We start from the raw sequence: 24,758 nt of genomic DNA on the forward strand, positions 1-24,758 counted from the left end.
ACGGCTTACACTGTTTTTGTGAACAAACAAATCATCTTCAGCACATTTGCAGGTATTTTGATTGGTTTTATAATTGGAAAGGTCACTGACAGACCTACTCCTTTAAACAATATCGAGTCTGCACCGCCGTCGATACAGAAGCAAGAGTCTGCACCAGAAAAGATCGTCTACAAAGAATGCCCCACGGATCCTACTGATAGTATTTTACCTGCCCCAAGTCTTTCGGCAAATTTAGCAACTCCGCTTCTTTCTAATCACGAAGGTGAAGTCCGCGTTGCTTGGAATGCGGTCCCTCACGCCACCCGCTATCGCTTGCAAGTTTTAGATCCTGTAGGGAAGGTTGTAAAAACTTACACCACTCCGCGTACGACGATTTATCTCAAAGAATTAGCGTATAACGAAAGCCTTCCATTTACGCCCTACTCGGTTGTTCTTTCTACGATCAACCGAAAGAATGAAGAAGGTGCCATAAGTCCACGATACGAAGTTCGTATTCGTCCTCTGAAAAATCTTACAGCGCCCTCTATCAACGAAATTACGATCGAGAACGAATGAAGAATCGTTCTTGGGCGAACCTTTTGACTTTGTTTATCCTCTTAGTGGTCGCAGTCCCCTTCTGGGTGCAATCCAGGGACGATTCATATATTGATCTATTGCAAGACGGCGCCTTAGAAAATATCAATACTCTTGAAGATGAAATCCAAACTCGTGACGCGGCTTTAGAAATGAAAGACATTCAGGTCGACACGCAAGATGGTTTAAAACAAGACACTCCCGCTCGAAGTATCCGAGTCACATTAGGAACTGTTGAAAACGCTGCTTTTTACGAAGCACAGGTCGTTCCGTACAAACATATTTGGGCGCAACCGATGCAGTTCACAGTCCCGACCGCAGAACCCATCATTCGTCTTCGATTAAATCCCGGACAATATCAAATTCGCACAAGATCTTTGAGCGATCAGAGGATGCCTGGGCCTTGGGGGCCTTACAAAGCTTTCTGGGTTAATTTTTCTCCTCTGCGCAGTGCCTTTCCAAAACCTAACTCTGTGGTGGAAGCGAAATCAGATAAAAATGAAACCATCACTTTTGAATGGCCTAAAAAAGACGGTGCTAAGTTTTATTTATATATTCTGAAAAACCATAAAGGTGAAAACTTAAGAATACTTCTAACAAAACGAAACTGGTTGCGGGAGTCTTTGCAGCCCGAATCCCAATACTATTGGTCTGTTCTGCCGGTGCAAAATAAATCCCACGCCCTCTCGCTCTTAAAACAAACAGGTGGGGTTTCGTGTCACCGTTTTTCTCTTGTAAAAGCGACGGAAGGCGGGCGAGTTCTTAACGTGAAGGTGACGGCGAATAATAAAGCTGAAAAATATCAATTCGAAGTCGTTAGTGTGAGCAAAAACAATGAAACTTCAGAACCTTCTACCTATGATTCCTTTAGCCCTGGCGTTGCCTTAAAGCTAGCCCCCGGTGAATATGAAATTCGGAGTCGCTATATTTTAGAGGGCAATACACCTTCGGAGTGGAGTGCCCCTTCAAGCTTTTTCATTGCAAGATCGGCTCCTCGCCCGCTCAGTCCTGAACCACAAAGCACCGTGGAGTCCACCGACGATCTTAAATCTCAAACACGTTTTGAATGGTTGGCCGACAAAGGTGCTGATCGATACGAGTTCTCATTGTTTGCAGATGACGGCTCCCTAATTGAAACAAAAATCACACAAGATCCTTGGGTTATTTTAAATCTTCCTGCGGGACAGCGATACAAATGGTCTGTGAAGGCTTTATCTCCAAGGGAAAAGTCAAATCCGGTGGATCGCGCTCCCGCTTCTGCTACAGAATTTGCAATTAATAATTATGTGAAACTGGATTTAGGTGTCTCGGAAGAATCTTCTCAGTTTTACGGTTGGGCTCGACAGATTTCTTCTTTCTCAAGTTTAAAAGGCGCCAATTATGATTTGAATTCAATTGTTAATCAGACTCTTTACTCTGGTGAAACAGAGGGAGCCATTGGTTATTGGCATCGCAAATCGCGCTTAGGTGTTCTTGGTCAAGTGGGTACTTCTGGAGTTATTATTGACGGCCAATATCATGCCTACAACGACGCTGGAATTCATTTGGGATATCGCCATATTCTTGCCAACGGTGCTCGCCTCCGATTTTGGTTGGGATATGCCTATAAAGAAATACCGGAAGTTTTAACTCATCCGTTTACTTCTCAAGTTGATGTGAAACTTTTAAAAAGCATGGGTCCTGAATTGAGAACCGCGTATTTTGCTTCAATTACGGAGCGTATCGGTTATCAGATTCAAGCTTCGTATTATCTTGGCACTCAAGATCTTGGAACACCTAATGGGCTGTCGCAAAAAAATCGTTATTCTTATAAGGGCAGCCTCTTTGGCACCTATCAATCAGATGAGCTTAACAAATGGCTTATCGGTTACACTTACAATGTCGAGCATGCAGAGTATGCGACCAATGATCCTATCGGACTTCCGAACACTGTCGAATTGACAGGACATTATTTAAGTTTGATGTATGAATTTGGATTGCAAGCTCCGTTAAAGTAGCACTAAGGATAAGAAATTATCACTTGTCCTGCGACTCCTGGAGATGTTGAAGCTGCTGCTCCCCCTGCCGCCGAAGTTCCTGCTTCTGCCGAGTTTCCTGGCGTTGCTCCACTGCCAGCCGCGGTTGTTGTGCCGACGCAAGTTCCGCCGCCGCCGCCGCCACCTTTATTTCCAGCCGCCGTTGCATTACTTCCAGCGACGCCACAACCTCCACCACCGGCACCACCAATACCGTTGTTGTTACTCTCTCCGCCGCCACCGCCGCCACCACCACCGGCTATGACATGAATCACGCTTCCTGTGTTTCGGATGACAGACGTAGCACCACCGCCTCCGCCGCCACGATTGGCAGCAAGACCACCGCCGCCGCCGCCACCGTAATTTCCTTTTCCACCGGCGGTTCCCGTTCCTTGTGCTGTTCCGCCACTTATATTGCCTGAACCTACACCATCAGCACCGGCGGCAGTTGTTCCCCCTGTGCCTCCGGCATATGCGCCGCTACCACCAATTCCTGTGCCAGCGCCTCCTGCTGTTCCTCCCTGACCAATGGTGATCGTGAAGGTTTCACCAGGGGTCAAACCCGTGAGCGTCTTCGTAGAGTAACCACCACCTCCGCCGGAACCTGACTTCGTAGAAGCGGCACCACCAGCGCCACCGCCACCGCCCCAAGCTTTGATCGTGATGGAAGTACAATTAACAGGAACAGTCCATGTCGTTGTATCTGAAGTGATCGTTTGGGAGCCTGGACTGCAGCTTTGGCAAAGTCCAATGGTCACTCCCGGAGGAGGATTACTATAAAAATTTGTCCATTCGGTTGCAGAAGATGTGGGAACAAAAATTCCGTAATTGTTGGAATTGGTGACTCTTTTGCAAACAGAGTATTCCGTGATTTCTTTGGGATTGTCCTGAGTAAAAGAATTCGGAGTCTGCGGGCAACTTGTCACACCCGTTGCGCAAATGATGTGTCCTGTATCCGCGTAAGTGAGAGATGAAAAAAAAGATAAAGCTAAAAACAGTTCGCGCATAAAGAAAAATTCCTTATCTTTTTTGTTCCATAATCATATTGCGAATTTCTTGAATCTCTTTACGCAAATCTTCATTTTGTTTTTTAAGCTCTTGCACTTCGGCTTTTAAAGACGCTACATCGCGGGTGTTTTTATGTATGACTTCTTCATGAGCCACACATATCCCATAAAGTTCTTTGGTTGCTTCAATTAAGGGAGAAACAACGTTTCCGTACTTCACAGCCTTAAATCCCGTTCGCTCATCTGTGACCACGAGATCTGGCTCTACTTGCTCTACTTCTTGAGCGATGAGACCCACTTCTGGTTTGCCATCTTTAATCCAGTTAAAACGAACGCCCCTGAGTTTGAGGATTGTATCAAGACCTGACATCGTCACAATGTCTTTTTTAAGACGACGATCTGACGTGTAGTTATAACTTGGCGCTGAAATACTTGTTGTTACCGTGAGTGTTCCACCGACAGAAGCATTTCCACTTGTCGTGACAGAAGCCACAGAAAGAGCAGCGGAAGTGCTGACGTCCGCTCCGGTGATTGTGCCGTCTGTGATATCCGCAGAAGCCACGGAATTTTTAGTCGCGAGAGTTCCAAGGCCTGTGATATCGGAATTTGAAAGTTGCGCGGCAGTCCAACTTGCTCCACCCCAACGAAGAGTTTGTCCTGTTGTTGAACCATTGGAAATTGAAATCACCGGAGCCGCGCCACCTGAACTTGCAAGTGGTGCGGTCGCCGTAACTCCTGTCACATACGTCGTTGGTGCCTGACAGGCCCAACCTGTGGCCGTCCACGTTGCGACGTTGCCCGTAGTTCCACAGGCAAAATCAAAAAACTTTCCTGTGTTGTCTTTAATAACAAGTCCTGAGGTTGCAAGGTTAACTCCGCCATAATTTAGATCTGTACCTAAAATAGTTCCGTCTAAGATCTTCGCCGTCGTAATCGCATTTGCTGCAATTGTTGCTGCCGCAGATCCGGGACCTGATGCCGTTACGTCGCCCGTTAATGCTGTCACGTAATTACCAGCGGCTTGTTTTGAATTGAATGCATCGTAATCTGTTTTACTTAAAAGACCCGCCGTTGTTCCTGCCGTTGCTGCCATCGGAATATTCAAAGTGTGAACATCCGATCCTGAAGACCATCCTGGAGCCGTGCCTGTAGTTCCAATGGCAAATGTTTGTGTGGAGCCCGTTTGTCCACCAAGAGAAGTTAAGCCTGCGCCAGAAATTCCCAAAGCTTTCACCGCAGCTCCATCCCAGTATTTCACTTGACCTGTTGTTGAGTTAAACCAAGTTTTACCTTTATCAGCCGCTGTGAAACCCGCAATCAAAGTAGCTTCAGTCGCATTCGTATAGTTTCCTAAACCAATTGTTCCCGTCATGACATCACCCGCTTTATTAAGCGGTGTATACGTCAATGCTGTTGTGACGTCCGAAGAACTGATCGTCGCGCCAACAGTCACACGGCCTTTTGCATCCACAGTTACTTTTGAATATGTTCCTGCCGTGACACCTGAGTTCGCAAGAGTCGTCGTCAATGATCCCGCCGTAGAAGTCACATCACCGGTCAATGCTGGCATACGTGCTGCTGCCAATGTTCCAGTGGCATCCGCAGTTCCAAGGTCTACAGAATTTTTTGTCGCAAGAGTTCCAAGACCAGTAATATCAGAGTCGGAAAGCTGTGCCGCGACCCAACTTGCTCCCCCCCAACGAAGAGTTTGTCCCGCTGTTGTCCCATTAGAAATTGAAATCACCGGAGCCGCACCACCAGAGCTCGCCAAAGGAGCCGTTGCTGTAACACCAGTCACAGTTCCTGTTCCCGCATTATCAGTGCCGCAGGCCCACCCAGTGCCATTCCATTTTAAAACTTCGTTCGCCGCACAAGATGGCAAAGGAGCCGTTGGTGCCTGACATGCCCAACCGGTCGCGGTCCAAGTCGCTACATCACCCGTCGTTCCACAATTGAAGTTAAAGAATTTACCGGTATTGTCTTTGATCACTAAACCTGATGTTACAGTATTCACTCCACCGTAATTTAAGTCTGCACCTAAAATAGTTCCATCCAAGATCTTTGCCGTTGTCACAGCGTTTGCTGCGATTGTCGTTGCCGCTGAACCTGGGCCCGAAGCCGTCACATCACCAGTCAATGCAGTTATATAATTTCCTGCTACTTGTTTTGAATTAAAGGCAACGTAATCAGCGTTACTTAAAAGACCCGCCGTCGTTCCTGCTCCCGAAGCCATCGGAATATTCAAAGTATGAATATCTGATCCTGAAGACCACGCTGGAGCTGTTCCTGCAGTTCCAGTACTAAATGTTTGTGTAGAACCTGTTTGTCCACCAAGAGAAGTTAAACCTGCACCAGAAATTCCCAGCGCCTTTGCCGCAGTTCCATCCCAGTATTTTACTTGACCTGTTGTCGAGTTAAACCAAGTCTTACCTTTGTCTCCACTGCCGTAGCCAGAAATCAGAGTCGCTTCAGTCGCATTGGTGTAGTTGCCTAAACCAATACTGCCTGTCATAACATCACCAGCTTTATTAAGTGGTGTGTAACCTAAAGCACCCGTGACGTCTGCGGATCCAATATTAGCTCCAACAGTCACGCGACCTTTCGTATCTACTGTCACCTTAGAATATGTTCCTGCTGTCACACCTGAATCCACAAGTCCAAGGGCGCCTGCCGTGTAAGTCAATGGTCCATTTACCGTCACTGTCGAATAAGAACCTGCCCCATTTTTTTGCACGATGCCTGTTCCTAATAAAGAAACAAGATCCGTTGCGAGAATATTCGTTAACTGACTTCCATCCACTCCCGGAAGTTTTGCGGCTCCATCCAGTTTTACGATTTTATTAGCCGTTGTTCCCGTGTTCACGCTTGCAACACCACTAGCGACACTCAACCCTGACGTCGTCGCATCGGTATCGAACTGAACAATACCTTTTGCAGAATAAGAAGCATCCGATGCCGTCCAGCCGACTCCATCATCAGCAACGACCCACTTTGCTCCATCGTATTTCAAAATTTTATTCGCAGTTAATCCGGTGTCGTCAACAACACGGCCTTTGATTTTATTGACTGTTAAATTAGTATAAGTTCCAGAAACGTCTCCGCCGAAAGCAGCACTGGTCTCAATCACTGTTCCTTGCGGTAACAACGTTTTTGCAGCAGTTCCGTCCCAATAACGCAATTGTCCCGATGTCGACTGAATCCACATCGATCCTGTGGCGCTGACACCTAACGATGCCAACTGTCCTACAAGAGTCGCATCTTGAGCTGCCGTATAAGCTCCCACTCCCACAGTTCCCGTTACTTTTAACGAGCCACCAACATAGACATTTTTATTGGCGTCAATGCTCATGGCCTCTGCAGAACCCGTATAAAATTTTAGACCATTTGAGTTTTCATTGCTTTCAATACGTGCTCGTTGTGTCGTTGTACCACTGTAAAACTCAACAGAGCTTGTTCCTCCGGCTCCCGTCGCAGCTCCCAAACGAAGTCGTGGAGAATTTTTCTGAATATCCACGTCGGCCGTCGCGGAACTTGTTCCCACTCCGACATTTCCTGTTGTCGAGATATTTCCTGTATACGAATTGGAACCATCAATTTTCGCGTAAAGAGAATCATGGTTGTGTAAACTGCTGGCATCAGATCCATTTAACAATGACGTTAAAGCCGCTTGAGTTACGGTTGCATCTTTCGCAATAAAATCAGCAGCGCGTTTTCCCTCTAGCATATTTGTATTAAACGAAAAAGGTGCGGCACCCACCGTCTGCATATCTGAAAACGGCACACCGTCGACAAGAACCTCAATACGGCGCCAATCATTTGCGACCGGCACATAAACTCCCGAACACGAATCTGAAATGCCGGGAGAACTATTATTAAAAATATTTGCAAAGTTATTACCCGGACCTGTCGAATGTCCTGTTGCTCCAATAAGAACCGAAAAAATTCCGAAAGCATTTGGTGAAACGCTTTGGGTGTCTTCGTAAAGGTAACATGATCCAGTCGGAGGATAGATTCGGTATTTTACAGTGACCGGTGTGTTGATAGGAACTCCACCTGTGTCAGTAAGACGTCCTTGAAATGGAATGAGCTGAGGCACGCTGTTTCCAGCGAAAGCCACTTCGGCCATTCCAATAATGAATGCGATAATAAATTTATGGGCCATAAACAATCCCTGTTATCCCCGTTTGTAAATTCATTGTTGGAGAACTAAAATGTCCGTCAGTTCCCGCAATACTTGATGTGAATTGAACTTTGCCTGATGTGTCTTCGATCGCGTTTGCTGACGAAACCACTTGAAATGAGGCCGAGGTTGCTGGCAATACGAAGCGAATACGTGCTTTGGCGGCGGCCGTATGCCCCATCTTTGTTTTCGCGCGAACGTAAATATCCAACAGACCGCGAACAATCAAATGAACTGTAAATCGCCCACTGGCACAGTTATCAGCTAAGCGCTGCCAGCTTGAGCCATCAAAAGAGTATTCCAACCCATACGATTTAGTGTCGCAGGTTCCTACCAGTACAAATTTTGTGGTTGGAGTTGTCGTCGAATAGTTGTCTGATCCGTCAAAAGTGGGAACGCTCGTCTTGATAAGCTCTTCCGAGCTTGGTGATGGCGACGGAGAACAGGCGGCCAGCGTTATTGTTAAGAACGCGGCGACCCCGTTATTAAGAATTAGATACTGTAACGAACGAGTCAAAATCCACCTCGCAATACATAACGGTGTTTTTGACCGAACTTTGAAGAAAACATTTCGATTTGTTACACGATTCTAACTTTACGAGTCTTTTTTGTGTTGCTCCGTCCATCGATCGGGTGAGCGCAACAGGCCCACTTACCTGTAAATAAATTACATTGGTGCGACTTATTCCATGAATTGCGCTCCTACCAATATCGGAGCATTTGACTCGGTTTACCTCATGCCTTACGCCCTTGGTGACACTGAGGGGATATGGAATTTTCCGATTTTTTAAAAGAACATCATGAGCGAAGAAAACTTCGAAATCCGCAATACTCCTTGCGCGCATTTGCTAGGGATCTTGGCGTGTCTTCGGGGCGCCTGACTGACTATCTGTCGGGTAATACAATTCCTAGCGAAATCACTCTGCAAAAACTTTCTTCATCATTAGCCCTTTCATCTCTTGAGATGGAATCCGTTAGAGAGCTTTTGGAAAAACAAAAGTACATGTCTCGCGGTCAGGGTTTTGATCGGCAACTTACAGAAGAAGAATTCAAACAGGTTTCTGACTGGAGATGTTGGTCTATCCTTTCGCTTTTTAAAAGCAGCGAATTTCAGCCTGAGATTTCATGGATTGCTCAAAAAACAAAATTCTCCGTTCGAGAAGTTGAAGAACACATTCGCAACTTAGAAAATGCGGGCCTCGTCAAACAGACGGAATATGGTTACGTTCGTACAAATCAAAGAGTTACAACATCCAATGACGTGCCTTCGCAGGCCATTCGCCAGGCCCATAAGCAATTTTTAAAAATCGCAGAGTCAGCAATGGACAACGTTCCTGTCGACAAGCGAGATATGACCTCGATGACGATGTGTATTTCATTAGAGAACTTACCTAAGGCAAAAAGTTTAATTGCCGAATTTAGAGCGAAATTGAGCGAGCTTCTTGAGAGCGGTCACGCGACAGAAATTTACAATCTTAACGTTGCCCTTTTTCCGGTTTTACCACAGGACTCTTATGAAAATGAATAAGTATGTTTCTACTCTCATTGGAACGGTGATGCTTTTAACAGGAACGTCTGCCCATTCACATTTAAGGCTTGGCGATGAGATTGGAAATGGCGGTGGAGCTCTTCTTTGTAAGTACGACCTCACTGGAACAACCGAAATTCTATTTTATGATGAATATGAAGCTAGGTTTCGCTATGATTATTACGTTTCACGCTTACCGGGCGACCAGTCTCCACAAGAAAGTGCCGTGGCTTTTTTAGAAGGTATTAAAAAATTCGATCCAGAACTATTTGAGATTGCTGCCCGTTATGCCAGGTCGTTTATTGGTGATGCTGCTTTATTAGTTGAAAGCCGCTTTTTAAATACACCCGATATTGGATTTGGATTTATTCCTAGCAACTGTCAATACATTCAGTTGATTATTCAAAAACCACCCATTTTCCCTGGGGATCTCAGATATTGGGTGGACTTTGATCATTGGCAGCTACTAACAAACAATCAAAAAGGCATCGCCATTGTTCATGAGGTCCTCTATCGTCACGCTCGAGAAACAAATCCTGACATGTCATCGTCTGAAGGACTTCGTCATTTTGTTGGATTGATCATCTCCAATCGTGTCTCCAGTTTATCACAAGCTGAATATGACAAGTGGAAGCGTCTTGCGGGAATTTTGGATCGCGCTACCACCATTAATCCTTAGGAGCGTAATACGGAATTTCGATAATGGCTCTCATTCCATGCATTGCCATTATCGAAGAAATCACGACTCGCAGAGCATTGATACAGCGACCTTTGGTGCCGATCAACCTTCCAATGGATTCACGACAGCAGTCGACCTTAAAGACAGTTGTTCTTGCTCCCACATCATAGGTCACGCGAACACTCGACGGAACGTCAACGATACTTTTGATAATGGATTCTAACAACTCACGGGTTTCCTCTCGATGATCCAATTCACCTTCGGGTGGTAATTCTTCTGTTTGAGCGGGCTCGGAGGCTAAATTGCTTTTGCGAATCATCTTAATCACTTTTATTTCCATCGATTACCCCTTGAGAGTTCGAGTATTATTCAAATTATCGTATGTAATTTGGGATTCCTGAAGAAGACTCTGATTAAAACCCGCTAACCGACAATGTTTCCGCTCCTCTTTTTTTAGGAACATATAGAGAAGGTGTGCTCCCGACGATCAGGGATCGTGCTCCTTGTTTTAAAGGAGCACTTTCAATTTCGGCAAATAAAATTTCAAGTGATAATTTGCGATTTCTTAGATCTTATACGAGGAAAACTACTGGCAGAACTGATAGCTAGAATCTTTTTTGCACAATTCCGATTTCATCAATTGATTCTGTTCTTTCAAAGACTGAACTTCCTCCTTTAATGAGGCAAGGTCGGCCTTTTGTTCTTTTTGAGAATCCATCAATGAAATAACAAGTGCATAAATTTCTTTAGTGGCATTCACCAGCATGTAAGAAAAGCCACTATAGTTAACGACTTTAATTTCTGTTTCTTTAGTATCTCCCGGATGCATTTTCACCTGACGAGTTTCGACAAGTTCCGGTGCTACTTTTTCAAACTCTTGTGCAATAACTCCTAATCGATCGTGCGTGTCCTCTCGAGTTTCACCCAAACCATTGTACTTATAATAAACCGGGCGAACTCCAAGGACCTCATTCAATCCCAAAGAAAAATTGCGAATGTCTTTTTTAAGACGAATATCGGAAGCGCAAGTACCGCTGGTACCGCCGTTATAACTCACACATCCTGTCGCCGTAATATTTCCTGACGAAGCCATAGAAGCGGCTTGCACGCCATTCTTACCTACGGCGACCGTACCTTCTGCATAAATATCCCACGTATGAATGCCGCCTCCCCATCCACCAGGCATTGAAGTCAGACCAGCTCCGGGCGGAGTGACTGTCAATGTCGTATCAGGCGCATTCGTTCCCATACCAATACTTCCGTTAGGATCGATGAAGAAACGGCTTTTATTGGCGACGTTATCGTGGATATAAAAGTTCTGTCCATTGTTGACGGAAGCATCTACTCCCATTTCAAATGTACTTGTTGCACTCTGCTTAAACTGAATGGCGCTTCGGCGATCCGTACCGCTGGCCGTAGCTATCGTCAAATAACTTGCTGTCGTACGACTGTTTCCGGCAATACCGGAACCAATCCCCAGGTTACCGACCACTTCCATTTTTACACCGGGTGTGCTGGTACCGACACCGACGTTGCCATTAGGAAAGGTGACTGATGAGATTGTGTTTGCAGAACGAGTTGCAACAATGGCAGGAGTACTAGCGCTCAACGCATCGTTGACAGTCTCTAATTGCCAAGTAGAGCCACCTGTTGCTCGCGCGCGCCAGTACTTGTTGTCAACTAAGGATGAAGAACGATACCAATATAAATACGGTTCACCAGCTCCGGGCTGTTCGATGGTGATACTTCCCGTCGGCCCCGAGACTCCGGAGCCTAGAATATGCAGCCGTGAAGCCGGCGTCGCAGTCCCGATACCGACGTTGCCCCCAGAAGCAATAGTCATTCTCGTTGCGCCACTGGTTTCAATGTTTAGATCATAAGCATCGTTTGTTCCTAACGTTGCCGTTCCAGCAAAACTATTTCCACCATTACTAAAAAATCCAGATGCAGAGTAGTTCGTACAACCCATGACACCTGCAGCATCGAAGGTTAAAAGCTGTCCTACTGAACAGTTAAACGCTGTCACTGTCGAGCCCGTGCCATCACTCGCAAGAAGTCGGTTGGCAGTAAGTGAAGTGACACCTGTTCCACCTTTACTAACAGGAATCGTTGGAAGCTGAGACGTTGCAATAGTTCCGCCGATGTCTCCGAATCCCAGAAGGGCATTGACCCAATTAGTTCCGTCGTATCTCAAAGTCTGCCCTACTGCATAGGCAACAGGAGCCACAGACTTACCTTTGATTTTATCAACGCTGGTTGTGCTTGATGTGCCGCTGACATCTCCAGAGAATGTGGATGACGTTCCAAGTTTACCATTAAACGTATTCCAATCTGTGGAGCTTAAATAACCATTCGTCGAAGTATTCGCCTGAGAAATAGTGATGTTTGGAGTTAAGCCACCACTGGAAGATAAAGGTGCGCTAGCCGTCACAGTTGTCACACCATTTGAACCCGCTCCGTCACCAATTTTAACCCACGCAGCTCCTGTGTCTCGATAGAGCGAATTGTCATCCGAGCCGATATAAAGTCGACCTGCTGTTCCCGCTGCTGGGCGAGATGCCACGGTTCCTGTTTGTACACTTGGAGTTCCGCCGACATTCTGGATTGAATCCGTAATACCATAACCACTCAACGTTGTTGGCTTGCCGGTTGTGATTTTACTCCAGTCAAGTGCAGGAATATCTGTTGCCGATAATGTTGTTCCTATTGTCACACGCCCTTGGGCATCTGTTGTGACTTTTGTATATGTGCCAGCCGTGCCTGTGTTTTTAAGAGTCAAAGCTCCTGCAGAAGACATCGTGGCGTCTCCGCTGATGGATACCGGCGCATATTGAGTTGTTCCATCATAAACTAAAAACTGTGCCGCTGTTGGTGCTATTGTTGAAACCGCTTTGCCTTTGATTTTATCAACACTTGTTGAGTTGTAATTTCCGGAAACGTCTCCGCTGAACGCTGTCGCCGTTCCAAGTTTGTTATTAAAGGTATTCCAATCCGTTGAAGTTAAAAGACCCGTCGTTGAAGTATTTGCCGTCGGAATGGCCACGTTACCTGCTGCAGTTAAACGACCTTGAGCATCGACTGTAAAACTTGGAACCTGTGTTCCTGAACCGTAAGAACCTGCTGTCACCGCTGTGTTTGCTAGAGAAATCGTTCCGGTTGTCGTTACAGGACCACCCGTTAATCCCGTACCGGTTGCCACGCTCGTAACAGTTCCTCCACTACCACTTGAAGAACCTACAACATCCCAGGAAGTTCCGTTATCGCGATAGATTTTAAAAGTGTCCGTTGCGACATAGAGACGTCCTGCTGTTCCTGCCGCACCTTTTGTCGCGTCCGTTCCTGATTTGATACTAGGGGTTCCCCCCGCATTTTGAACAGCATCGGTCACACCATAACCGCCAAGAGTTGTTGGTTTTCCCGTTGTGATTTTACTCCAATCAAGTGCGGGGATGTCTGTCGCTGATAATGTTGTTCCTGAAGTCACGCGACCTTGAGCATCGGATGTGACTTTTGTATATGTGCCGGCAGTACCGGTGTTTTTAAGAGTGGTCACACCAGTTGCTGACATCGTTACGTCACCACTGAGGGCAACAGGAGAATATTGAGTTGTTCCATCATAGACTAAAAACTGCGCTGATGTAGGATTTGTCGCTGAAACTGAGATCCCTTTAATCTTATCGACACTTGTTGAATTGTAGGTGCCAGAGATGTCTCCACTGAATGACGTCGTCGTACCCAGCTTACCGTTAAATGTATTCCAATCTGTAGAAGTTAAAAGGCCCGTCGTCGAAGTGCTTGCGGTTGGAATTGCGACGTTGCTTGCGGCAGTCAAACGTCCTTGAGCATCGACTGTAAAACTTGGAACCTGTGTTCCTGAACCGTAAGAACCTGCTGTCACCGCTGTGTTTGCAAGCGAAATTGTTCCAGTCGTCGTGATCGTTCCACCAGTGAGTCCTGTGCCCGTCGCAACACTTGTAACAGTTCCGCCAGCATTGTTGTCGTTGGCCGGAGCCCATTTGGTTCCGTCGTATTTTAAAATCTGTCCTGCAGCTAATCCTGTTGTATCAACGTTAACACCTTTGATTTTGTTAACTGAAACAGCTCCGATGCTTCCGCTCACATCCCCGGCAACTGAAACGTTGATGGGCTGACATTGGAAAGAACCCGAAACCGAATTCCAATAAGGAGTTTCATAGGCGGCACAGTTTGCACTGCCCACAGCAGAGTTGAACGCAGCCACAGTGTGATAGTTATTCAAAGTTGAATTTAGATTCGTAACATCACTGATCGCAATCGCAGAGCCCAACCACTGAGTTCCGTCATATTTTAAAAACTGTCCGTTTGCAGGAGCGGCATTTGAGATCGCGACTCCCTGAAGTTTGACAACAGAAGGATTGGGATAATTTCCGCTTAAGTCGCCACCCGCTCCGCCTGTGGGCGTGCGAGCGTCCGTAAAGCGCGAGTCATTTCCTGCAGCCACCGTACCCGCCGTCGTTCCCACATTCAAAGTAAGTTGCGGTGTGGATGTTCCATTGGCGACAGAGATATAAGAATTCGCTGATGTCACGGAAGTAACTGTTCCTCCGGAAGCTCCTGTCACAGCTGCGCAAGAGAGAGCTGTTCCGTTCCAAGATAAAAATTCGTTTGCGTTACAAGTGGGCACTGTCGTCTTCAGTAAGAAATCACTCGCAATATTCGTTCCCAGTTTTTGTGCTGAAGCTGCATAGGCAGAATAAGGAACAGAGCGAATGATGTTGTCTGGAGAAATCAATCTCCATCCACTGCCATCGTGGAATTGCGCGCGCAACAACCGTCCGTCTGTATTAATCGGAGCGTAAGTGCTGGAACCATCAGAACAGGTGTATCCACTACAAGCGCCGCAAGTGAATGTCGCTGAATTATTAAAAGCATCAAGAACGGTTGTGCCGCCAGCCAAAGGATAGTTGATCGTGCCCTTACCAATCGGAACGTCAAACACGCCTTTAGAATTGGCCATGTTAATGCCCGTCACATTCTCTTGATAGATAACGCACTGACCGGAAGGATCTGTAATTTGAAAAATAAAACTGACGTTGGAAAACTCAAGTGGAGTGCCGTCGGATTTTAAGATACGGCCTTGATATGTCAAAGCGGATGGAGAAGCGTGAAGAGGCTCTGCCCATAAAAAAACAATCGCACTTAACAGAAGGACGTTCCGGATAAAGTGTTCCATGTCTTCCTTATCGGAAGATTCTTAACCGATGTTTAACATCCAACGCAAAACTATTCGTATTAACTCATTAGTAATCTAGCTTGTCTCGTAATGAGACAAGCTAGATCCCTTAAACTTAAAAGAGTATTCACTTAAGAATATACGACCCCCAGCGACTCTCCCCTCAGAGTATTCTAAAACTTTCCCGTGCAAATTCATCGCAATAAGTCTAATCGTGGAAGCACTCGCTTCAACACTGCAGACCTCTTGATAAATGTTGATGAAAACTCTGACCAATATGGGAGCGAAGCCGTTCCAATTTCGACTCTGTATTCTTTGCTCCCGTACAATTGGGATCGTTGAGTCTTTTTTGTGTAGAAGAAATTTTCGTTTTCAAATTCTTAAACAGCTCAATCAAAATTTTTTTAGCCAACGTCACCACGATGTTATGCAAGCAAGTGGCACAGCACATGCTTGAATGTTCAGTGGGGGTATTCAAGATGACACAATCTAATTTAACTCATTCTTTTTTTATCGTTGCTGCGCTTTTCTTCGGAAATTTGGTGCAAGCCCAAACTCTTTCTTTAAATTACCCAGTAGGTGGCGAAACCATCATGGCAGGAACCAATCCCTCCACTTCTGGTTCATCCTGGGAGACGACATATATTCTCTATAGCTGGAGTAATTTCACGAACACACCTATCGCCTTCGACATGTACAAAGGCAGTCAATTGGTCAACCGTGTTCAGTCGACTTATATATCGTTAGGTGGTTCCATGACGGCACACTGGGTTATTCCGGCGTGGCAAGAACCTGGTGCCGATTATCAAATCAAAGTTGTGAATTTAAATGATTCGTCAGTTCTTTCTCAAAGCGGCGCATTTTCTATTGTAGCTCCGCCCGTTCCCACTGTGAGTTGGATTTCACCGACCGCAGGGAAATGTTTTAAAAGATCAGGGAAAAAACCTCTTATTTATATGCAATGGTCAGCGGCTGGAGAGTTTGCGACTCTTCGACTTCCCGGCACGATTGAAATTCTAAAAGGCGAAACTGTTTATAAGACGGTCGTTGAAAATAGCTGGAATGCTCAACTTGTTTTAAGCCGTATCTCAGAGATGATTCCGAAAACTATGCCTCTGGGCAATGACTATAGAGTTCGTATCAGAACACCTTCAATGGGTTATGAGTTTGTCAGTCCTTACTTTGGGATCTGCAAGTAGCCCCCGCTCGGGGGCTTTGGGATCGGAAATGCAGACATGCATTTCACGCCGACTGAGTGAATGACGATTCCCGAATCTTCAGTGTACAAAAGGAAAGTTTATTTGCAAATGACAGCCTTCGGATCCTGCAAGCAGAGGTATACCTTAATTGCTTCCAACTCTTTCGTCTTGGCTGCGTTTTCTTGCTCGGATTTATCTATACGAACCTTCAGTTGCGCGTTCTCGGCCTTTACAGATGCAATCTCACGGTGAAGAGCCTGACTGTCGTCAAACCATCGGTGATAAAGGTCTTTAACGGCATTGATAAGAACGTAAGTGAAAGCGGTATAGTTCACCTGTTTGATTTCTGTCTTTTGATCATCCCCAGGATTCAGTTTTACTTTTTTAGTTACAATGAGCTGTGGTGCCGTCTTTTCGACTTCTTGGGCGATCACTCCCAATTCAGGTTTTTCGCTGACAGGATGTCCACCAAGGCCGTTGTACTTAAAGAAGTGAGGATTGATACCCATAAGAGCGTCCAAACCCAAATCAAAGGACTGGACGTCAGTTTTTAAGCGCTCATCCGACGCGCACGTTCCGCTGGCAACCCCGGCACTCGAACGCAAGCAACCCGATGCACTGATATCTCCCACGACATCCAATTTGTAACTAGGGTTCGTCTTGCCAATGCCAATGCTGCCAGCAAAGTAGTTCAAGTCATCCGTTCCCTCTTGATAGATTCCATAAGCGGTCGTAGCTTGGATGTCTTGGATGCGAACGCCATAACCCGTCGCAATGGTACCTCCCCCAGAAAGTATAGCGATGTGTTCCCCCGTGGCTGTAGTGATGGCTCCAGCGAAAGCGGTGATCGCGGTGTTGACACCTTTGGCGCTACTAATTGAGCCCGTTCCATTCATTCGTAAACTGTTCTGAAGACCATTCATTAATGTGACAGCTCCGCTTGATGTATGATCCATATAGGCATCAAATCCATTGAGCGAGCTGTATGCTGCGCTTCCGGTAAGCAAAATATTGCTGTAGACTCCACGGCCGGTAGTGCCGCCTGTACTCGTACTTAAGTTGCTCTCAAGCCGTCCAGCTGGGGCAGGCGTTCCAATACCGACGTTACCTGAACCTAAAATTGTCATTTTAAGTGAAGGCGTGTTGTCCGAAGTTCCAGTGGCACCAGATGTTGCTGTGTAGAATTCAATATTTGATGAACCAGTTCCCGTTGAAATACCAGACCTAAGCGCCAAGTCATTTCCGTTCGCATTCGTACTTGCAGCCGTCGCGCCACCTGCTTCAATTTGTAAGTCACCAAGGCCCGTCCCACGAGTTGATCCAATTTTTGCGCCTGTCGAAAGAGTAAGCGCATTCCCGGTTAACGGAGTCGTACCGAGCCCCAATCCCTTCCCAGCCGTGCTAAAGTTATAATAAGTGATACCGCCTTTGCGAATTTCGAGTCCAGCGGAAGTTGCGCGCAAGTCTTGTTCCGTCGAAGAACCCGTATCATACATTGTCAATGTCGGATTCGAATCGCTCACATAAAGTCTTGTAGTTGGGGTTGCCGTCCCTATACCGACATTGCCAGCGGCATCAATGCGCATACGTTCATTTACGTCGGCACTGCCGCCCGTATAAAATCGCAAATTTCCTGAAGCGTTGTTCGAAACCACAGCAAGGCCTGTAGAGGAACTTGAAGTCAGAGCCGTACCACCTGTCTTTGCCGCTCCAGAAGCAGTATATCCAATGCTATATGCTTGAATGCTGATGTTTGCAGCTGAGGAACTTGCGCCCAAGCTCGCAACTCCGGCGGTTCCAGTACTTGGGTTGTAGATATAACTTGTTTCAATCCCGTTGCTGCTTCTCTCAAGATGTAAAAGAGCACTCGGAGTTGCCGTCCCGATACCGACGTTACCGCCAGCCACATTATAATAAATATTACTTCCTGAAGTCGTCCATTGAGAGCCCGATGGTATCGCCGAGTTACAGATGATTGATCCCGTTCCATCAGAAGTACACATCGAGTTGTTCGTTATACCACTCACACCAACCAAAGGAACACTGCCTGAAACTGTACCTGTGTTTTGAATTGCCGCGGTGCCAAGACCAAGATTTGATCTTGCTGCAACCGCTGTGGTCGCTCCGGTACCACCACCTGCGAGTCCCAATGTTCCAAATGCCGGCACGCCAGCTCCGGCAGAAATCAATGCTTGTCCCGAAGTTCCCGCAGCAGTTGTCATGGCTTTAGTTCCATCCATGTACAAGATACCACCAGCAGTTACGCCAAGAGTTCCGTTGTTAGTACCACCACGAGCGACAGGTAAAACTCCTGTTGTTAATTTGCTGACGTCATGATTCGGAAGCATCGCTGTTGTAAGCAAACCACTCGCATCCAATTTTGCAATTTTGTTTGCATCACCAGCTCCACCCGCTGTTCCCGAATTCAACGTCAATACCGGAGTCGTTGTTGTTGTTGCAACAGAGATGTCAGAATTCGCACTTGTCACACTCGTCACAGTTCCGCCACCACCAGAAGCAGCAATCGTGATTCCTCCGGAAGAGTTCGTCACTGTAATTCCGGAACCTGCTGTGATGTTAGCTAACGAGAATCCAGTTCCGTTACCAATAAGAAGTTGGCCGTTCGCCGCATTGGCGTCGGGATAACTTACAACTCTTTGCCTTGCTGGTGTACTGTTTGTCCAATACAGATTTGTTCCGTTACTTTCAATGTTACCACTGACTGGAGTCGTGACCAAAGTTCCTGCGGGAATTCTCATTGGTGAAAGTGTCGTCGTACCAGTTGCCAATGTCAGCATACCTGTCATCGTGCCACCAGAAGTTTGCAACGCACCCGGTGCTGTCTGAGCCTGACACGCAAAACCAGCTGCTGTCCATGTCGGAACGTGCCCTACTGTCGAGCAGGCAAATTCATAAAATTTGTTCGTACTATCCACCATGGCAAATCCAGTTGTCGCCGTATTCACACCTGTGAAATTCAAATCAGAACCGAGAATAGTTCCATCTAAAATTTTTCCCGATGTCACAGCATTCGCAGCAATCGTCCCGGCAACGGATCCAGGACCCGTCGCAGTTACATCACCCGTCAATGCCGTGAGATAATTTCCTGCAGGTTGTTTCGTATTAAATGCGTCGTAATCTGTTTTACTTAAAAGACCCGCCGTCGTTCCTGCCGTTGATGCCATTGGAATATTCAATGTGTGAGTATCGGAGGCTGAAGACCATGCTGGAGCTGATCCAGCAGTACCAATCGCGAATGATTGTGTTGAACCTGTTTGTCCTCCAAGAGATGTTAAGCCCGCACCAGAAACACCGAGTGCTTTCACAGCTCCATCCCAATATTTAATTTGATTTGATGTCGTGTTATACCAAACTTTACCTTTGTCGGCAGCAGTTAAACCTGCTGGATCACTCGCCAAACTATTCAAACCCAACAAACCTGTCATCACATCACCAGCTTTGTTCACTGGCGTGTAAGTCAATGCTGTCGTTACATCGGCGGCACTGATATTCGCACCCACAGTCACACGGCCTTTAGCATCGACAGTGACTTTTGAATAAGTTCCCGCCGTAACTCCCGAGTTCGCGAGTGTCGTTGTTAATGATCCCGCAGTCGAAGTTACATCACCCGTTAATGCAGGCATACGCGCTGCTGCCAGTGTCCCTGTTGCATCCGCAGTTCCAAGATCTACAGAGTTTTTAGCAGCAAGAGTTCCAAGACCTGTTACATCTGAATTTGAAAGTTGAGCTGCAACCCAATTTGTTCCATTCCAACGGAGTGTTTGTCCTGATGTTGTACCATTTGAAATAGAAATTACCGGAGCCGCTCCTCCTGAACTCGCTAAAGGTGCCGTTGCTGTCACACCAGTCACAGTTCCAGTTCCCGCATTGTCAGTTCCGCAGATCCAACCCGTGCCATTCCATTTTAAAACTTCGTTATTCGCACAAGCCACGTTGTTAGGTTTATAAGAAAGATATTGTCCCGCTGCTGAAGAAACACGGTCCACGCGAACGTTATTAACCGTCACCGCACCTAAGTTAGTGATAGCGGCATCACCTGACATGGTTTGTGCCACAGCTGCATTTGTTCCATCACCGATCCAAATTTTTCCATTCGCAAGCGAAGGTAACAATGGTGTCGGAGCCTGACATGCCCAACCTGTTGCTGTCCATGTGGCTACATTACCAGTCGTTCCGCAAACGAAATCAAAAAACTTTCCTGTGCTATCTTTTATAACTAGGCCTGACGTTGCCGTGTTGACACCACTGTAATTGAGATCGGCACCTAAAATAGTTCCGTCTAAGATTTTTCCTGTCGTTACTGCATTCGCTGCGATTGTCGCCGCTGCAGAACCAGGACCTGCTGCTGTTACGTCACCAGTCAATGCAGTTACATAATTACCTGCAGCTTGTTTTGCATTAAATGTATCGTAATCCGCTTTACTCAAAAGACCCGCTGTCGTTCCGGCCGTCGACGCCATTGGAATATTCAATGTGTGAGTGTCAGATGCTGAGTTCCATGCCGGAGCAGTTCCCGCAGTGCCCACTGCAAATGATTGTGTTGAACCCGTTTGACCACCAAGAGAAGTCAAACCAGCGCCAGAAATACCCAAAGCTTTGATGGCAGATCCATCCCAGTATTTCACTTGGCCTGTTGTCGTGTTAAACCACGTTTTACCTTTATCAGCAGCACCGAAGCCAGAGGTCAAAGTTGTCTCAGTCGCATTTGTGTAATTACCTAAACCAATGGCTCCAGTCATGACGTCGCCAGCTTTATTAAGTGGCGTGTATCCCAATGCCGTCGTTACATCTGCAGAACCGATATTTGCACCAACAGTGACGCGACCTTTGGCATCGACTGTTACCTTTGAATAAGTCCCTGCTGTCACTCCTGAATTTGCGAGTGTCAATGCGCCCGTATTTGAAATCGTTGCATCCCCTGACATAGTCACAGGAGTCGCTGTATTAGAAGCGTTACCCACGATGATTTTACCATCAGCTAATGTCGAGCTTTGCGCATCCGTGATACCGTAACCCGCAAGAGTTGTCGGCTTCCCTGTTAGATCAGAGAAATTAAGCAAAGTGTTGACCCAATTTCCAGCGGCACTGTCATAACGAAGAACTTGGCCTGTGGCATAGGCACCAGGAACGACAGCCTTACCTTTGATTTTGTCTACGCTCATTGTGCTGGATGTTCCACTCACGTCACCGCTGAATGGGGAAGAGGCACCAAGTTTGTTATTGAAATTCGAATAATCCGCATTTGAAATCGTACCGGCAGTCACACCAGCCGTAGATGCTGAAGGGATGCTGAGTGTATGCGTGCCACCTGACGAAGTGAAACCATAGGATGTTGCAGAAGACGCAGGAGCAAGACTTTGTGCGCCCGTCGTATCTCCATTGATGGAAGTAATTCCGCTGCCAGCCACTCCAAGAACTTGGGTACCAGAGCCATTTTGATATTTAAGGACTCCGCCTTCATACCAGAGACTGCCCACTGCAGGCGACGAAGGAGTCGTCGCATTGAATTTCACTGTGTCTGTAGAAACAGTGCCTGCACCCAAGGCTGTTACGTTGGAAATATTCTTGGTGCCCATGTCGATATCACCCGACATTGTACCGCCAGCTAAAGGCAACTTCGTGTTATCAGCTGTATTCAGAGTTTTCCAAGTTCCATCACCACTGAGATACTTCGTACCATCCGCAGTTCCGGAACCTAATCTTCCGACATTAAGAACACCACTTGTGATAGCAGAAGCATTCAATGAACCAATCGCTTGGCAAAGAAACTTATCAGTGATCACAGACCACACCATAGCTTCATTCGCAGCACAAGGAGAAGTCGGAATCATTTGCGTTCCACCCCAAGCATTGCGAATGTCTTGCATGCGCACGTACTCAGGCTTCCAGGTGTTTGTATCCCACAACATCACTTGACCATCTACTGGAAGCACGTTGGAGACATTGCGACCTTGGATATTTGCTACAGTGGGATTAGGATAGTTGCCGCTCAAATCTCCACCAGCAGCACCACCAGGAGCCGTGCCCGTGATAGTAATGTTACCAGCTGCAGTCAAACGACCTTGAGCATCTACAGTGAACGTTGGCACTTCCGTTGTAGAACCATAGTTCCCCGGAGTCACAGCCGTGTTTGCTAGATTTAGAATAACAGAGCCAGAAGCTCCTCCGCCATTAAGACCTGTTCCTGCCGTAACACCAGTAATCGTACCGCCTGAACCACTGGCAGAACTGATCAAGTCCCATGCAGAACCGTTATAGCGATAGATTTTTTGTGAATCCGTTGCCACGAAAAGATCACCCGTTGCCGGAGCCCCAGGTTTCGCAGAATCTGCACCAGACGAGATCTTACCAACGCCGCCACCATTCGTAACAAGACTATCGGAAATACCGTAGCCACTTAACGTCGTCGGTGTACTTGAAATTTGCGACCACGGAATATTTCCCGTGATATCAGTGGAAGTTAAAGAAGCACTTCCTGATACGACACGACCCTGAGCATCCGTCATCACTTTATAATAAGATCCCGCAGTGCCCGTGGCTTTAAGACTTAATACGCCTGAGTTGCTCAACGTTGCATCACCTGACACAGTCACCGGCGCCGCAGTATTAGAAGCATCACCCACTAAGATTTTACCATCGGCAAGTGTTGAACTTTGCGCATCCGTAATACCATAACCCGCAAGAGTCGTCGGCTTCCCTGTAAGATCAGAGAAATTAAGCAAAGTGTTGACCCAATTCCCAGCGGCACTGTCATAACGAAGAACTTGACCTGAAGCGTATGCACCAGGAACGACAGCTTTGCCTTTGATTTTATCTACGCTCATTGTGCTGGATGTCCCACTCACATCTCCACTGAACGTCGAAGCCGTTCCTAATTTATTATTGAAGTTCGTGTACTCAGTATTTGAAATCGTACCCGCAGTCACTCCACCTGTAGAGGCTGAAGGAATGCTTAATGTATGCGTACCGCCCGCTGTCGTGAATCCGTAAGAATTGGCAGAAGAAACTGGAGCAAGACTTTGTGCATTTGCTGTATCACCATTGATGCTTTGAACGCCGGATCCGGCAACGCCAACAACGACGGCAGCCGTTCCATTCCAATATTTAATTTGATTCGTTGTTGAATTATACCAAACCTTACCTGTATCGGCCGCCGTCAATCCCGTTGGATCTGAAGTATTATTTGATAAGTGCAAAGATTTATTTGCCGACATCGTCATATAACCGATGTTCGTCAAGTTGTTGCTATTCATATCAATAGCACCACTCATCGTTCCACCAGAAAGCGGAAGCGCATTAGTCGCAGAACCCACTGTCAAAGTACTTGGAGATGTACATTTCCAACCCGTTGCAACAGTCCAGGTAAGAAGCTCTCCTGCGGCACAATCCAAATGAGTTAAGGTTGCTCCCGTAGTTGAGTCCGTGGAGACTATACGATTCACACCAGGATTTGTAAAAAGTTTTGCTGTTGTTACAACACCATCTGCAATTGTTGGATTCGGATAAGTTCCCGTAAGATCGCCACCTGCGTTTCCTGTCGGAATGCGAGCGTTTCCAAAACGAGGGTCATCACCCGCAGCAAGAGTGCCTGCCGTTGTTCCCGTTGTTACACCGACTGTTACGTTATTTGTTCCAGAAACTGTAACGGGACCACTTCCTGTAACAGAATTCACGACTCCGGTGACTGAAGAGCCAGTCACACAAGTGAGATTTCCACTCACCGTCGACAACACTTGTCCTGCCGCACAACTAGGAATGTTCGTTTTTAAAACAAAATCTGTCGGTAAATTATTTCCCAATTTTTGAGCCGATAAAGAGTATCCCGCAAATGGAACCGACCGAATCACATTGTCAGGAGAAATCGTTCTCCAACCACTGCCATCATAGAATTGCACTCTTAAACGGCGGCCATCACCTGCAGCGGGTGGATAATTCGCCGAAGTATCTGCACAAGTATAAGTACTGCCCACGACAGAGCACGCACCACAAGTGTACGTTCTATCGTTATTAAAAGAATCCAAAACGGAAAAAGATCCACCTAGAGGATATTGAATCGTACCATTTCCAATTGCCACATCAAACACACCGCCGGAATTCACCATGTTGTAACCAGAAACTTGTTCTTGATAAATTACGCAAGAACCCGCCGGATTCGTGATCTGAAAAATAAAGCTGACGCTGCTGTACTCTAACGGAGTTCCGTCGGTTTTAAGAATCCTTCCTTGATATGTAAGGGCTGTTGGAGCACCCCATGAAATCAGTGGAAAAAAGAGGAACGCTATTAAACTGCTGGTAGTTACGAACCGTTTGTGAGTTTTCATACATTCTATTTCGGTTCGTGGAA

Annotated in this window: 11 protein-coding genes; 5 read left to right on the top strand and 6 right to left on the bottom strand. The window is 46.6% G+C overall.

Going from position 1 to position 24,758, the window contains the following annotated elements:
- Positions 1-18: 18 nt before the first annotated feature.
- Positions 19-555, top strand: a complete 537-nt coding sequence (locus AAAA78_RS10840) for a hypothetical protein (protein ID WP_340592058.1) — start codon at positions 19-21, stop codon at positions 553-555.
- Positions 552-2,570 carry a hypothetical protein gene (locus AAAA78_RS10845; protein ID WP_340592059.1) on the top strand — a complete coding sequence of 673 codons (2,019 nt, stop codon included), beginning with the start codon at positions 552-554 and terminating at the stop codon, positions 2,568-2,570. The genes AAAA78_RS10840 and AAAA78_RS10845 overlap by 4 nt, the downstream gene beginning before the upstream one ends.
- 2 nt (positions 2,571-2,572) lie before the next feature.
- Here AAAA78_RS10845 and AAAA78_RS10850 read toward each other — a convergent pair whose 3' ends face one another.
- Genes AAAA78_RS10850 through AAAA78_RS10860 form a run of 3 tightly spaced genes read right to left on the bottom strand, consistent with a single transcriptional unit; the run spans position 2,573 to position 8,292 of the window.
- Positions 2,573-3,595 (bottom strand): hypothetical protein, encoded by a 1,023-nt coding sequence (locus AAAA78_RS10850; protein WP_340592060.1) that lies wholly within the window; start codon positions 3,593-3,595, stop codon positions 2,573-2,575.
- A gap of 13 nt (positions 3,596-3,608) precedes the next feature.
- Positions 3,609-7,757, bottom strand: coding sequence for a tail fiber domain-containing protein (locus AAAA78_RS10855; protein ID WP_340592061.1), 4,149 nt, complete (start codon positions 7,755-7,757; stop codon positions 3,609-3,611).
- Positions 7,747-8,292 (bottom strand): hypothetical protein, encoded by a 546-nt coding sequence (locus tag AAAA78_RS10860; protein WP_340592062.1) that lies wholly within the window; start codon positions 8,290-8,292, stop codon positions 7,747-7,749. Before AAAA78_RS10860 ends, AAAA78_RS10855 begins: the two co-directional genes overlap by 11 nt.
- Before the next feature lie 252 nt (positions 8,293-8,544).
- Between AAAA78_RS10860 and AAAA78_RS10865 the strand changes: the two genes are divergently transcribed.
- Positions 8,545-9,303: a DUF4423 domain-containing protein gene (locus AAAA78_RS10865; protein ID WP_340592063.1), complete on the top strand. Its 759-nt coding sequence runs from the start codon at positions 8,545-8,547 to the stop codon at positions 9,301-9,303.
- Positions 9,290-9,982 (top strand): hypothetical protein, encoded by a 693-nt coding sequence (locus tag AAAA78_RS10870; RefSeq protein WP_340592064.1) that lies wholly within the window; start codon positions 9,290-9,292, stop codon positions 9,980-9,982. Before AAAA78_RS10865 ends, AAAA78_RS10870 begins: the two co-directional genes overlap by 14 nt.
- Here the strand turns inward: AAAA78_RS10870 and AAAA78_RS10875 are convergent.
- Together AAAA78_RS10875 and AAAA78_RS10880 are read right to left on the bottom strand one after the other, a co-directional pair.
- On the bottom strand, positions 9,972-10,322 hold the full coding sequence (locus tag AAAA78_RS10875) for a KH domain-containing protein (protein WP_340592065.1): 351 nt from the start codon (positions 10,320-10,322) through the stop codon (positions 9,972-9,974). The genes AAAA78_RS10870 and AAAA78_RS10875 overlap by 11 nt on opposite strands.
- A 246-nt stretch (positions 10,323-10,568) precedes the next feature.
- The gene (locus AAAA78_RS10880; protein ID WP_340592066.1) at positions 10,569-15,194 is read right to left on the bottom strand and encodes a tail fiber domain-containing protein; all 4,626 of its coding nucleotides are present in this window, start codon (positions 15,192-15,194) and stop codon (positions 10,569-10,571) included.
- Positions 15,195-15,673: 479 nt separating this feature from the next.
- Between AAAA78_RS10880 and AAAA78_RS10885 the strand changes: the two genes are divergently transcribed.
- The gene (locus AAAA78_RS10885; RefSeq protein ID WP_340592067.1) at positions 15,674-16,393 is read left to right on the top strand and encodes a hypothetical protein; all 720 of its coding nucleotides are present in this window, start codon (positions 15,674-15,676) and stop codon (positions 16,391-16,393) included.
- A gap of 98 nt (positions 16,394-16,491) precedes the next feature.
- On the opposite strand, the gene AAAA78_RS10890 is transcribed toward AAAA78_RS10885, so the two are convergent.
- Complete coding sequence (locus AAAA78_RS10890; protein WP_340592068.1) at positions 16,492-24,735, bottom strand: tail fiber domain-containing protein; 8,244 nt, start codon at positions 24,733-24,735, stop codon at positions 16,492-16,494.
- Between the last annotated feature and the right edge of the window lie 23 nt (positions 24,736-24,758).

This window comes from Bdellovibrio sp. BCCA (assembly GCF_037996825.1).
Taxonomy (GTDB): Bacteria; Bdellovibrionota; Bdellovibrionia; order Bdellovibrionales; family Bdellovibrionaceae; genus Bdellovibrio.